The sequence below is a fragment of the Cysteiniphilum litorale genome, from assembly GCF_003428165.1.
GTDB classification, from domain to species: Bacteria; Pseudomonadota; Gammaproteobacteria; order Francisellales; family Francisellaceae; genus Caedibacter; species Caedibacter litoralis.
In genome coordinates, this window is record NZ_QLIQ01000027.1 from 1 (window position 1) to 13,985 (window position 13,985).

Below are 13,985 nucleotides of genomic sequence, written 5' to 3' on the forward strand. Positions count from 1 at the left end.
ACCTTAAACTCGGATGAGTAACTTGTCCTTTTTGTGCTCATAAATACGCCCTCTGTTCATTTCACTTTCAACAATATATCGGAAATGAATTTCAAAAGATACTGTTTAAATTTCTTGGGGTATTATAAAAAAATGGCGTAGACTGACGCCTAAGACACCCCCGGCAATATTAATAATAAAAAATGGGAAGATAGGTAAGAGTCTTAAAAACAATAAATAATTAAACTCATTTTGCTGAAAGCCATCGCGCATTTTGGCAATACTGCCTGAAGCTTTATGTTTTAAACTTTCAGCAAATGCCATACGTACGGCTAAGTAGGTAATCGTTGCACCGATGGTAGCAGCAAGAATGGTCCAAATACCGCCAAAGAAAACACCAAAAAGAAATCCGCCTAACAGTGTCATAATCGTCGCTCCTGGGATTGAGAACGAAACGATAATGATGTAGCTAAGCATAAAAATAAGCACACTTAAAAAGTAGTATTGTTGGGTAAACGCTTGTAAGTTTTGATAATGCATCGCTAAGGTCTCAAGGGACAGATAATGCTCGCCACCTAAAGCAAAAAAAATGATTAAACCGATAATTAAAAGGATAATAGGGAACAAACGCTTTAAGGACATCTGCAATCACTCTCCATGTCATTGTCTAAAGGTACGTAGAGGATAACAGATAAAAAATAAGTTCAATATAAGCAGCTATGCAAATTTTATCCGATGTTTTTTTTGGATTCTCGGATCAAGTCCGAGAATGAATATAAGTCGTCATATTCGGGCTTGACCCGAATATCCATGATTACTAATAGACTATTTTTTAGGCGCTCAAAGAACATACAAAATAGATTTATCAGAAATGTTTGGTGTGTCTGTTTTAGATTTTCTTAAACACAAGCGTACCATTGGTGCCGCCAAAACCAAATGAATTAGACATGGCAATGTCAATTTTCATTGGTTTTGCTTGGTGTGCTGCATAATCTAAATTACAGCCTTCATCAACATTATCAAGGTTGATTGTCGGTGGTGCGACTTGATCACGAATAGCAAGTAGCGAGAAGATGGCTTCAATCGCACCAGCTGCTCCTAGCATATGTCCAGTCATCGACTTGGTTGAGCTCATGACGATATTTTTAGCATGATTACCCATTAGCTTTTCAGCTGCTTGGCTTTCTTTGACATCACCAGCTGGCGTTGATGTGCCATGCGCATTGATATATTGCACTTGATCAGCATTGATACCTGCATCTTCAAGGGCTAATTGCATACACTCATAGCCACCTTCGCCACTTGGGCTGGTGATGTGAAATGCATCAGCATTCATGGCATAACCAATAAGCTCACCATAAATTTTAGCACCACGCTTTTTGGCGTGTTCGTATTCTTCTAATACAACAGCAGCTGCACCATTAGATAAAACAAAGCCATCACGGTCTTTATCCCACGGGCGTGATGCGCCTTTTGGATCATGGTTGCGCTCAGATAACGCACGAGCTGCCGCAAATCCACCGATTCCGATAGCAGTATTGGCTTTGTCAGCACCACCTGCAATCATCACATCAGCATCACCATAAGCGATCATACGCGCAGCCATACCGATATTGTGTGCACCCGTTGTACAAGCAGTAACGATTGCGGTATTTGGTCCTCTTAGGTTGTGTTTAATCGAGAAGTTACCAGAGATAAGATTGATGATTGTTGCAGGAATACAAAAAGGGGATATACGCTTTGGACCTTTGGTGTCGATAACAACACGCGTTGCCTCAAGCTCGCCAAGTCCACCAATTCCTGAAGACATTGATACACCGATGCGGCGGCAATTCTCGTCGGTTACCGTGATGCCTGCGTCTTGCCATGCTTCTTCGGCAGCCACAAGACCATATTGCATGAAGGGGTCATACTTTTTGATTTCTTTCTTATCAAAATGTGCTAAAGGATCGAAGTTTTTAATGGTGCCACCAATGGTGACCTTAAATTCAGAAATAGAAGGTCCATGCTCAAGATCAAATTCAGGTAATTGTGTAATACCGCTTTGACCTTTTAAAATCGCATCCCATGTGCTTTTAACATCATTACCAAGCGGGCTTAATGCACCAAGTCCAGTAATGACAACGCGTCTTGCTGATTTCATGATTTCATTATCCAAATGTTTATACCGCTCGCAAACCATTTTGCAAAATTTTTATCATTGAATTTCTCGTACTTTTGAATGATTGGGTTTTAGCAATAGTCCTAGCTATTACCTGCAATCCAATCACCCAAAAGTATCAAAAACTTCTTCGATATTAAACACCGCAAAATCATTTACAAGCGGTATGGTTATACAAATAAAAAATCAGCATTAACCTTACGACTAATGCTGATTTCTCATAAATTCATCAGTTACTTTAAAGAAGAGATGAGTGATTATTTGTTGTGTGCTTCGATGTAAGTGTAAACGTCTTGCACAGTCTTGATTTTTTCAGCTTCTTCATCTGGAATCTCAGTGTCAAATTCTTCTTCTAAAGCCATGACTAATTCAACAGTGTCAAGAGAGTCAGCGCCTAAATCATCGATAAAAGATGCTTCTGCTTTTACATCTTCAGGCTTAACACCTAATTGTTCAACGATGATAGCGTTTACTTTTTCTTGAATTGCGCTCATTTTGTTTCCTTAAGTTTTTACTTATTAATATTTATAAAACTGTCTTTAAATTTATGGCATCTGCCAACCGAGTAGACATTGTAGTGAAATGTGACTTATTTGCAATAAACTTACAACAAAATTCTGCTAAAACTGGCTGGTTTTGCTATTTATTGAACAGATATTTCTATCAATCATCAACCTCATTATCGTTAACTGTGATTTCTGCGGCAAAGCACAAAAAATTCAACCTAGAAAGTCCGCTATTTATAATTGAATCAGTATATTGTTGGTCTATACTTTCCTTATCAAGGAAATAATAACCATGGAACTCAAGTGCGATGCTGGATGTAAATGAAATATTAATTGTTGATGATGAGCCGGTTATTTGCGAGCTGATTGAAAGTATTTTGCAGTCGAAGGGCTATATGACGCACAGTGCATACAGTGGCAAGGCGATGCTTGAGTATTTGAGTCAGAAAATCCCAAGCTTAATTATTTTGGATTATCAACTGCCAGATTTAACAGGACATAGTCTATGTCAAAAAGTGCGCCAAAAATCACAAGTTCCGATTTTGATGGTGACGGCACATGATAGCCAAGCCAATCTAATACGTAGTTTTGAGCTTGGAATCGATGACTTTCTGGCAAAGCCATTTGATCCAAAAGAATTATTATTGCGCATGGAAGCAATTTTGCGCCGCAGTCGCAAGACACAAATCGCATTGTCTCAATCAACACAAGAAGATCAAATAAACTACCGATTTGATCGTTGGCATTTTGAACCGTCAGCTCTTAATCTGGTTGATAAAAATAATATTAACAAAAAACTCAATTTGACTGAGTATGAGGTGAAGCTATTGAGTTTGTTTTGCGCGAATGCTGAGCGGATTATCACGCGTGAGCAGATCCACAAAGCTTTGGAGAGTCATGCCGATGATGCGTCATTACAAGCGATTAATGTTTATGTCTATCGCTTACGCAATAAGATCGGTAAAGATTTGATTCAATCGATTCGCTATAAAGGTTATAAATTTTTGGCGGATGTTCAGGTGATTGCATCGTAAATTAATCCTGTGAAAGCCCTTTCTATTTAAGTTCTCGCGCATTAAACTACTTCAAGTTTTAGCCAAATTGGATCATATGATGAAATTATTAGACTTTGAAGTGGGAATGGATAAGCCATTTTTTTTAATTGCTGGACCTTGTGTTATTGAATCAGAAGCACTAGCCATGGATACAGCAGGTTATCTCAAAGAGTTAACCGACGAATTAGGTATTTCGTTTATTTATAAATCTTCTTTTGATAAAGCGAATCGCTCATCGATTAATAGCTTTAGAGGTCCTGGAATTGACAAAGGGCTTGAGATTTTGCAAAAAGTAAAAAAAGAAATTAATGTTCCGATACTAACTGATGTGCATGAAGATACGCCATTAGCTGAAGTTGCTAGTGTTGTTGATGTATTGCAAACGCCAGCTTTTTTGTGTCGTCAGACAAACTTTATCGTACGCGTATGCGAGCAAGGCTTGCCCGTTAATATTAAAAAGGGGCAGTTCTTGGCACCTTGGGATATGAAGCAGGTGATGGAGAAAGCCAAATCAACGGGGAACAAGCAAGTGATGGCATGCGAAAGAGGGGCAAGCTTTGGTTATAACAATCTGGTTTCAGATATGCGTTCATTAGCGGTTATGCGTGAGACAGGCTGTCCTGTTGTTTATGATGCGACACATTCAGTGCAGTTGCCAGGTGGGCAGGGTAATGTCTCAGGCGGGCAACGTGAATTTGTGCCAGTACTAGCGCGTGCGGCAGTCGCAGCTGGGATTTCAGGCATATTTATGGAAACACATCCAGATCCAGCCAAGGCCTTAAGTGATGGACCAAATGCGTTGCCAATTCAAAAGATGAAGTCATTATTAATGCAGCTTCAACAAATTGATCGTATTGTTAAATCACAACCGCTATTAGAAAACACACTTTAATCAACATAGCTGATTGTGCATAAAAAAATCATTCAGCTGTCGCTTCCTTTAATCCTTGCCAATATTAATTTGCTACTGTTAGCTGTTAAGATGATGAACGATATTGCTCAAAAGCAATGTCAGCAATATTTTTGTTATCAGCATCAAAACTAATGCCTAAGAGGTAAATTTTTCGAGGGTCTTGAACGTATTTTTTGGCATAGTCTTTGGCTTTAATTTGTTTTAATGCATTTTCAGCACTTCCATATTTGTTTAACTTAAACTCAATAATAATGATCTTATCATGCATGATCAAACTAAGGTCAATACGCCCATGATTGGTTGTGTCCTCAGGAATAACATCATAGCCAAGTGCCACAATAAAGCTATAAACAATACTGGCATAGAATCCTTCATAGTGGTGGATATTATTATTGCGATACCAGTCATGTGGGATGGAAGCAAAATGGCTGCTTAGGATCACTGCAAGGCGTTTAAAGTCATTCTGCTCAAAGGCATTAACTAAGTGATCAATCACCTGATTTTTAGCACTTTCATTTGATGCGATGACGGCAAGGCTCTCATTTAAGCTGCATTTAACCTCATAGTTGGGGTAGCTCAAGCGGTAAGCCATACGATTGCCGCGCATGGTGATTTCTTTAATTGTCAGGTAACCGGTTTGAAATAGCAGAGTTTCAACAGGCATGCTATCGATGTCAAATTTTGAAAGCATCGTCTCGCTCACGACAATATCTTCTAAATCAGGGATGAAGTAATGATTTTTTTCAATAGCTTTGATTAGAAAGCTTGGCGTTGCTGTTTCAAACCAATAGTTTTGATAGCGAAAACCTTTATTGATAAAAAGTAAAATATCAAATGGGTTATAGACTTTTTGTGATTCGTTTCCAGCAAAGTTATAACCGTTATACCATTTTTTCAGTAAGGGATAATCAATATCTTTTTGTTCAAAGTAAGGATTAAAATAATGTTCTAATTCGGTTTGTGTATAACCGCAGATATCGGCGTAGTTAGGGTCAAGTGTGATATCATTAAGATTGTTTAAATCACTAAATAAACTGACTTTGCTAAAGCGTGATACGCCTGTTAATAAGGCAAAATGAACATCACTGTCATGCTTTTTGATATAGGCATATAACCCACCTAAGATATCGCGCATGAGTCTGGCTTGTGCTTTGTCATCAATATGATCTAAGATGGGTTTGTCGTATTCATCGATTAGAATCACGACTCTTAAGCGTGTCTTCTCGTGTAGCCGTCTAATGAGCTCACCAAATTTGGCACCATAATCTGTTTGAATTAGTGTAATTTCATAGGTTTTTGCAAAGATATCTAAAGTTTCATGCACATCAGCAAAAAAGCGCTCCATGCTATTAAAACTTGAGCTTGAGCCAAAATTAAAATGAATCACAGGGTGTTTCACGTCCCAATTCCAATGATGTTCCAAAAATAGACCAGTAAATAATTGCTTATTGCCAAGAAATGCCTGTTTAAGTGTGTCAATTAGTAATGACTTGCCAAAACGTCGCGGGCGCGAAAGGAAGTAATAACCGCCACCTTGCTGAAGCAGGTTATAGATGTGTTTGGTTTTATCCACATAGAGGCACTCATCAGCAATTATTTTCTCAAACCCTGAGATTCCGATAGGAAGTGTTTTCATCGTGCGGCACTTAAACTTTTGTCAATGTCCCAGAGTATAGCACCATTACAATCAGTTTTAACCTTTGACATAGCTCAATGCTTCTTTAAAGGTATGAACGCCCGCCTCGGGATGTGTAGCATGCTCACTTAAAAATCGGCGATAAAGACGAGCGTTAGGGTAACTATTAAATAAATTAAGCGTATGACGCGTAATATGATTAAGCTTGCGATCAGGAGACTTTAGTTCTGCTTCAATATAGGGAATTAAACGCTCAGCAACGTCAAAAGGGGTGATGTCATGACTTTTCTCATTATAAAAAAGCTGATCAACATCTTTAAATAACATCGGGTTGTGGTAAGCTTCGCGCCCAATCATCACGCTATCCACATATTGTAAATGCTGGTTGATGTCATCTAAGGTTGTTATACCACCATTAATGCCCATTAACTGCTTGGGAAATAATTTTTTAATTTGATAAACCGTGTCATATTGTAAGGGCGGGATTGTACGATTTTCTTTGGGGCTTAAGCCATTTAGCCAGCCTTTTCGCGCATGAATACATATAAAATCAGCCTTAGCATTAACAATACCTTGGATAAAGTGTGTAAGCTCTTCAAAGCTATCTTTATCGTCAACGCCAATACGACACTTTACTGAAATAGGGATGTTAACCGCTTGCTTTAAGGCGTTAACACACTCGGCAACGAGCTCAGGCTTATACATTAATGATAATCCAAAATCGCCGCGTGAGACGCGATCACTCGGACAGCCGACATTTAGATTGATCTCGCTATAACCTAGGTCTTCAGCAAGTTTGGCACAAAAAATAAGGTCATCTGGGTTGTTGCCACCTAATTGTAATGTCAGTGGATTTTCCTCTGGTGAGTACTGCAATAAACGCGCACGAGGCCCATGAATGATCGCATTAGCTGTAATCATCTCCGTGTAAAGCATGGTTTTTTTGGTGATTAGCCGCATTAAATAACGATAATGCCTATCTGTCCAATCAATCATTGGGGCGATACAAAGGGTGCGATTAAGTGGTTGTGTCATCGGTATTCTATTTATTCAAAACTTAAGGAGGCTATGGTAAAACATTCCGTGTAATTGTAAATGGAATTGGCGATTTATTTGCCATAAAGACTGGTTTTATCAAATTGTATTTTATATGCTCGATGCGTTTGGGAAAAATGGGAAATGATAAAGGGGGGCAAAATGCTACTACAAGTCAATAATTTATTAACGGTTGCCATTGCTATTTTAGTGCTATTGGTTGGGATCTTTATTCAAAAGCGCGTGAATATATTAAGTCGTTTTTTTATACCTGCCCCCGTTGTTGGTGGGTTGCTTTTTTCTATATTGGTCGCAGTGCTTAGTTATTTTGATTATATGCATATCAATTTTGATGCATCAGCTCAACAATATTTTATGTTGATATTCTTTGCAACGATTGGTTTTGCCGCGAGCTTGCGCTTTTTATTTATTGGTGGCAAAGCAGTGTTGATCCTATTTGCTTGTATGTGCTTGCTGGTTGTTTTACAAAATAGCCTGGGTGTATCATTGGCAATGCTGCTTGATATGCCGACAGCTTTTGGCTTGGCTAATAGCTCAATTACGATGATCGGTGGGCATGGTACAGGATTGGCGTTTGCGGGGACTTTACAAAATGACTTTGGTTTGCAAAATGCAGCAACGATTACAGCAGCGGCAGCAACGGTAGGACTGATTGCAGGCAGTTTATCAGGTGGGCCTGTGGCAAAGTTTCTGATGCGTAAATATAAGCCAGAAGTCACGGGTGCAAAAATGGATGCAGAAAGTCTAAAGAAACTGCAACTACATAAACCAAGTAAAATTTCTCAAGAGGGTATCTTTAATGCGGTGATTATGATTGCGTTAGCCATTGGTTTTGGCAGTATTTTTTCGGCGTGGTTTAAGTCACTTAATATTATTTTGCCGGATTATATTGGTGCGATGTTGGCAGCGGCTATTTTGCGTAACTGCTCAGATATGACCGATTGGTATGAGATTAGTCACACGGAGTTGCAAGTATTAGGTGCTATTTCACTTTCTATTTTCTTATCGATGGCATTGATGCAAATGAAGCTATTGGCACTTGTGAACTTAGCGATTCCAATGTTAGTGATCTTACTTGCACAAGTCGTATTAATGGTGCTATTTGCCATTTTTGTGATTTATAAATTATTAGGCAAAAGCTATGATGCGGTTGTGATGACTTGTGGCACTGTGGGCTTAGGAATGGGCGCAACGCCAAATGCGATTGCTAATATGGATGCTTTTGTTGCTAAAAATCGCCCAGCACCACAGGCGTTTTTTGTGGTGCCAATTGTCGGCTCTGTATTGATTGACTTCTTTAATGCCGGAATGATTACCGCGTTTTTAAATATCTTTTAAAGATTTTCATAAAACACTTTAATAATGCCATCTTCAAGCATGCGCGCTTTAATGCGCTGTGAACGCGTCAGATCATTTATCATAATCGAGAAACTCAATAGGTGATTACGTTTTGTTAAAAGATAGCCAGAAAGCGTTGAGACACCTGCTAATGTACCAGTTTTGGCATGAACGCGACCTTGTAGCTTACCACCCATGCGATAAGCCAATGTTCCATCCTCGCCTGAGCTAGGTAAGGCATTATATAGGCGTTTGCCAATGCTGCTGTTATAAACGTTGGTTAATAAGCTTACCATAAACTGAGGCGTTACCGAATCAAGCTTGGAAAGACCCGAGCCATCTTCCATGTGTAGCTCTCCAGTATCCACTTTATATGTTTTGCGGATAAGGGATTCAATAGCCTTAGTACCAGCATCATTACTGCCTTGACCTGCTTGTGTATAACCAATGGTACGCATAAAACTTTCGGCATATAAGTTATCAGACTTCAATAGCATATGCGTAAGCAAAGCATCGATAGAGTCGGATGAGATACTCGCAACTTCAATTAGGCTTGACTTACTAGGTAAGTTGCCAAATAAAGTATTACCACGATGTTTGATGCCAACTTGTGAGATGAAATCATCAATCGTTTGCTTTGTTTTTAAGGCAGGGTTAGCAATCGCAAGATTAAGGTAAGTCTCAGCTTTTGCTGGAATGCAGCCTGAGAGATTAAGGACATTGTTTCGAGTCATGTCAATGTCAAACTTGCATTTGCCGCGATCTTGGGCTGTGGCTAATCGAGTGGTATTGTTAATCGTGATATTACTGGTATTAGAAAGTTCTTTGACTTTGGTATTTGTGCCACTCGTGTTGATAAGCTTAATCACAAAACAATTTTTATTCATATTTAAGCTTGACGCAGGTGCAGCGAAGCAGTAAGGGGTGTCATTCTTGGACCAACCGTTAGGCACATAATCGCCAGAGAAGTGATTGGCTATTAACACAACATCACCATTGATGCGTTTGATGCCATGTTGCTTGGTTTGTGAGATCAGATTATATAACGCGGCACCGGTAAGGCTTGGATCACCGGTGAACTCAATATACAAATTACCATTTAAGGTACCATTTTTGTATTGTGATTTTTGATAAAAAACAGAGGTTGTAAATTGAAAGTTTTTTGGTAATGCCGTTAATGCAGCAACTGCTGTGAAAACTTTGTTGTTACTTGCAGGTGTGAAGGGGCGGTCTTTAGCATATTGATAGAGTAGCTGCCCTGAGTTAACACGCTCAACGGCAATGCCGATAGAGACGTCAGATAAGCGGTACATCTTAACAAGGGATTGAATTTCACTGCGCACGGAAGCATGCGCAAACGTAATGGTGCTTATTAAAGCATAACCTAGTAAAATAAATTTTTTCACAGTGAACGCTATTTAAAACTATCGATTTTTAACGATGTCGTCGATAATACCAACTTTTGGAAGCGAATGTCATTACTGAATTGGCATATACCGTTTGTAAATTAATTTTGCGGTATTACGTGTCGAAGAGATTTTTGATATTTTTTGGGTGGTATATTATGTATAAACTAAAACTCACTGAAGTCATCTTGGATGTCTATCTGGGTGTCTATGATTTTGAGCAAGAACAATTGCAGCAAGTTAAATTAGATCTGATCATTAGTTATCATAAAGCACCAGTAGGATGTGTCAGTGATGATCTTAACGAGACGATTTGCTATGCAAGTATCAATGAATTATTGTTAAAAACTGCACGACAAAAGCGCTATCAATTAATCGAGCATTTAGCACAATCGCTGCTTGATGTGCTAAAAGAGATGCTCGAAGCATATAAAGTGGATATTTATCTTGAGTTACATAAAAAGCCACCGCTAGATAATGTCGCATTGGCAAGCTTTTGTGTGGAGTATGTATGTGCGAGGTAGTCTTGGGGCTAGGCAGCAATGTTGGTCATAAGTTATCAAACTTGCGTCAAGCGGTTGATTGGATTGCAAAGCGTATTGGTCAGGTGCAAAAAATCTCACCCATCTATCAAACTAAAGCGCTTTTGCCAGCTAATGCACCACTAAGTTGGGATATTGATTATTATAATTTAGCCGTTTTGGTACAGACGGATTTAGCGCCTGATGCGCTGTTAAGTGAAATAAAAAGGATTGAAACAACGCTAGGGCGAGACCCTGAGCATGCCTTTTGGTCGCCACGTGAAATCGATATTGATATTTTGTGCTATGAAGATTTAAGCTATCAAAATGAGTATTTAACGATTCCGCATAAGGAATTATTGAAACGTAACTTTGCGTTAAAACCTTTGTTGGATGTTTATCCTTGTTGGCGCCATCCTCAGTATTCGGGTGATCTGTATCAATATATAAAAAATATAAAAAAAATGCCAATGCTTGAGTTAGCACCCTTTACCTTAGCAGGTAGTCAAATTATGGTGATTGTCAATTTGTCGAGTGATTCTTTCTCGCAACAAGGTGAAGAGGTAATACCACTTGAGCAATTTGAACAATATATTATTGAGCTTGTCAATGAAGGTGCTGAGGTGATTGATTTAGGCGCTGAGAGCACCAAGCCGGGTGTAAAGCCAATAACTGCAGAGGTGTATTGGCAGAGATTAAAGCCTTATTTAGAGATTGTCGAGTCATTGGTGAATGCGCACGTGTTACCTTTAGATCTTAAGGTTAGTATTGATACTTATCATGCTGAGGTGGTAGCAAAGGCGTTGAATTACAGTTGTGTCAACATCATTAATGATATTTATGGAGTTGAAGTAAAAAGTATTGTCGCTTTAATTAAAGGTAAAATGATTGACTATGTTTTTATGCATCAATTAGGTGTTGCCGGAGGTAAGTATTTGGCAAGTGATAGTGATCCCGTATCTGAGGTCATTGCTTTTGCTAAAGAAAAAATACAAATACTTTTAGATACGGGCATACGCAAGGAAAGACTCATTTTTGATATTGGGATTGGTTTTGGTAAAACAGCCTATCAAGCACAACAACTACTTGATGGCGTTGCTGAAATTAAAGAGTCTCTTGGTATTAAAATACTCGTCGGACATTCACGTAAATCATCTGTCATGCCATATGTTGCAACCAAAGACAATGCCGAAAAAGATCTCGCTACAGCAATGATTTCTCGTGATTTGATAAAAAAAGGTGTTGATTATCTGCGCGTGCATAATGTTCGATTAACCGCGATAGCGAAGCATATTTAATGGCGGAAGGTCACTGCATTTAGCAAATAGTTATGTTACACTTTTGCCCGCAAACATTATTAACTTTTGGAAGGCAGATGAATTCAAACATAACTCTTGCAAATGCTATTCGTTTTCTCTCAATGGACGCTGTACAGAAAGCAAAATCAGGACACCCAGGCATGCCGATGGGCATGGCAGATATCGCGACAGTACTGTGGCGTAAATATCTAAAACATAACCCTAAAAACCCACATTGGCTTAATCGCGATCGTTTTGTGTTATCAAATGGTCATGGTTCGATGTTGTTATATTCGTTATTGCATTTGACAGGTTATGAGTTATCAATTGATGATTTGAAGAATTTCAGACAATTACATTCAAAGACGGCAGGTCATCCTGAATATGGTTACGCACCAGGTATTGAGACAACAACTGGTCCTTTGGGGCAAGGTATTGCAAACGCAGTTGGTATGGCGCTGGCAGAAAAGCTATTAGCCGACAGTTATAACCAGCCTGAACATGAGATTATTAATCACTTTACCTATGTCTTTATGGGTGATGGCTGTTTAATGGAAGGTGTCTCACATGAAGTAAGTTCTTTAGCGGGCACGTTGAAATTAGGCAAATTAATCGCTTTTTGGGATGATAATAGTATTTCGATCGATGGTGACGTTCAGGGTTGGTTTACCGAAGATGTTGCTAAGCGCTATGAAGCTTATGGCTGGCAGGTTATTACCCATGTTGATGGGCATGATTTTGATGCCATTGATGCTGCCATTGCTAAGGCACAAGCGGAAAGCTCAAAGCCAACATTGATTTGTTGCAAAACCAAGATTGGTCAAGGCTCACCAAATAAAGCAGGTAGCCATAGTGTGCACGGTGCACCTTTGGGTGATGATGAGATTATAAATACGCGTAAAGCGCTTGATTGGCATTACTCACCTTTTGAGATTCCAGGTGATATTTATGCAGATTGGTCAGGTATTGAAAAGGGTTCAACACTAGAGCAGAGCTGGAATGAACAGTTCGCTCAATATCAAAAAGCGTATCCTAATGAGTTTAATGAATTAAATGTGCGCTTAAGCAAAAGCTTACCGCAAGACTTTGGTGGATTGATAAATGACTATATCAATAAGTTACTTAATGACAAGCCAACAGTAGCAACGCGCAAAGCATCACAGATGGCATTAGAAGAAATCTGTAAAGTATTGCCGGATATGTTTGGTGGCTCAGCAGATTTAACAGGCTCAAACTTAACCAACTGGTCAGGCAGCAAATGGCTTAATAATCATGAAAAGCATGCCAACTACTTATCTTATGGTGTGCGTGAGTTTGGTATGGCAGCGATGATGAATGGCATGTCGCTTTATGGTGGCTTTAGACCGTATGGCGGTACTTTCTTGGTGTTTAGTGACTACGCACGAAACGCCATTCGTATGAGTGCGATTATGAAGCAACCAGTAGTTTATGTGATGACACATGACTCAATTGGTTTGGGCGAAGATGGTCCAACACATCAGCCAATTGAACACGTACCAAGCTTGCGTGTGATGCCTAATTTAAATGTCTGGCGTCCGGCAGATGTTGTTGAAACAGCGATTGCATGGCAGTGTGCTGTTGAAGAGCAGAGCACACCATCATTATTGGCACTTTCTCGTCAAAATCTACCAACTTTAGTGGCGAGCAATAGCCAAGCACAACTGGTTAAAAAGGGTGGTTATTTATTAAGAGAAGCCCAAAATGCTGAGATTACCTTGATTGCTACAGGCTCTGAAGTAAGTATCATGTGTGAGGCAGCGGAAACATTAGCTAAAGAAGGCATTGCTGTAAACGTTGTGTCTATGCCTTGCGTTGAGAAATTCATGCAACAAGATGATGTATATCAACAGTCCGTGATAAAACAAAATATTCCTGCAGTAGTGATGGAGGCGGCACAAGGTGATTTATGGTATCGTTTATTGCCAAAGACAGGTGGGGATGTGATTAGCTTAAATCACTTTGGTGAATCAGCACCGGCTGAAAAATTATATGAGGCATTTGGTTTAACCGCACAAAACGCTGTGGCTAAAGCCAAAACGCTTCTATCTAAAACAACGGTTGAAAGTTTATAAGCCATATACGGCTAATTTAAAAA

Annotated in this window: 12 protein-coding genes; 6 read left to right on the forward strand and 6 right to left on the reverse strand. The window is 39.2% G+C overall.

Translation table 11 applies throughout. The features are described 5' to 3' along the window. Positions 1-105 precede the first annotated feature (105 nt). From DNJ75_RS10480 to acpP, 3 genes are all read right to left on the reverse strand, one after another. Complete coding sequence (locus DNJ75_RS10480; protein ID WP_117003412.1) at positions 106-621, reverse strand: TVP38/TMEM64 family protein; 516 nt, start codon at positions 619-621, stop codon at positions 106-108. Between the two features lie 247 nt (positions 622-868). Further along, positions 869-2,122 (reverse strand): beta-ketoacyl-ACP synthase II, encoded by a 1,254-nt coding sequence (fabF, locus tag DNJ75_RS10485; RefSeq protein ID WP_117003413.1) that lies wholly within the window; start codon positions 2,120-2,122, stop codon positions 869-871. A 275-nt stretch (positions 2,123-2,397) separates the two neighbouring features. After that, a complete protein-coding gene (acpP, locus tag DNJ75_RS10490; RefSeq protein WP_117003414.1) occupies positions 2,398-2,634 on the reverse strand; it encodes an acyl carrier protein in 237 nt (78 codons plus the stop codon). 320 nt (positions 2,635-2,954) lie between these two features. On the opposite strand from acpP, the gene DNJ75_RS10495 reads away from it, so the two are divergent. Both DNJ75_RS10495 and kdsA read left to right on the forward strand, forming a co-directional pair. Then, entirely contained in the window at positions 2,955-3,680 is a 726-nt protein-coding gene (locus tag DNJ75_RS10495) for a response regulator transcription factor (protein WP_117003415.1), read from the forward strand. 79 nt (positions 3,681-3,759) lie between these two features. Beyond that, entirely contained in the window at positions 3,760-4,593 is an 834-nt protein-coding gene (kdsA, locus tag DNJ75_RS10500) for a 3-deoxy-8-phosphooctulonate synthase (protein WP_117003416.1), read from the forward strand. Between the two features lie 85 nt (positions 4,594-4,678). On the opposite strand, the gene DNJ75_RS10505 is transcribed toward kdsA, so the two are convergent. Both DNJ75_RS10505 and dusA read right to left on the reverse strand, forming a co-directional pair. Beyond that, positions 4,679-6,250, reverse strand: coding sequence for an ATP-binding protein (locus tag DNJ75_RS10505; protein ID WP_117003417.1), 1,572 nt, complete (start codon positions 6,248-6,250; stop codon positions 4,679-4,681). 57 nt (positions 6,251-6,307) lie between these two features. Continuing rightward, on the reverse strand, positions 6,308-7,285 hold the full coding sequence (gene dusA, locus DNJ75_RS10510) for a tRNA dihydrouridine(20/20a) synthase DusA (RefSeq protein ID WP_117003418.1): 978 nt from the start codon (positions 7,283-7,285) through the stop codon (positions 6,308-6,310). A gap of 162 nt (positions 7,286-7,447) precedes the next feature. Here dusA and gltS point away from each other — a divergent pair, with 162 nt between their 5' ends. Beyond that, positions 7,448-8,644, forward strand: coding sequence for a sodium/glutamate symporter (gene gltS / locus DNJ75_RS10515; protein WP_157968304.1), 1,197 nt, complete (start codon positions 7,448-7,450; stop codon positions 8,642-8,644). On the opposite strand, the gene dacB is transcribed toward gltS, so the two are convergent. Further along, a complete protein-coding gene (gene dacB / locus DNJ75_RS10520) occupies positions 8,641-10,050 on the reverse strand; it encodes a D-alanyl-D-alanine carboxypeptidase/D-alanyl-D-alanine endopeptidase (RefSeq protein ID WP_224742318.1) in 1,410 nt (469 codons plus the stop codon). The two genes, gltS and dacB, sit on opposite strands and share 4 nt — an antisense overlap. A 158-nt stretch (positions 10,051-10,208) precedes the next feature. On the opposite strand from dacB, the gene DNJ75_RS10525 reads away from it, so the two are divergent. The 3 genes from DNJ75_RS10525 to tkt all read left to right on the forward strand — a co-directional run bounded on the left by DNJ75_RS10525 (position 10,209) and on the right by tkt (position 13,962). After that, positions 10,209-10,574 carry a dihydroneopterin aldolase gene (locus tag DNJ75_RS10525; RefSeq protein WP_117003421.1) on the forward strand — a complete coding sequence of 122 codons (366 nt, stop codon included), beginning with the start codon at positions 10,209-10,211 and terminating at the stop codon, positions 10,572-10,574. Beyond that, positions 10,562-11,869 carry a dihydropteroate synthase gene (gene folP / locus DNJ75_RS10530; RefSeq protein WP_117003422.1) on the forward strand — a complete coding sequence of 436 codons (1,308 nt, stop codon included), beginning with the start codon at positions 10,562-10,564 and terminating at the stop codon, positions 11,867-11,869. The genes DNJ75_RS10525 and folP overlap by 13 nt, the downstream gene beginning before the upstream one ends. A 77-nt stretch (positions 11,870-11,946) precedes the next feature. Then, a complete protein-coding gene (tkt, locus tag DNJ75_RS10535; protein ID WP_117003423.1) occupies positions 11,947-13,962 on the forward strand; it encodes a transketolase in 2,016 nt (671 codons plus the stop codon). Positions 13,963-13,985: the final 23 nt, after the last annotated feature.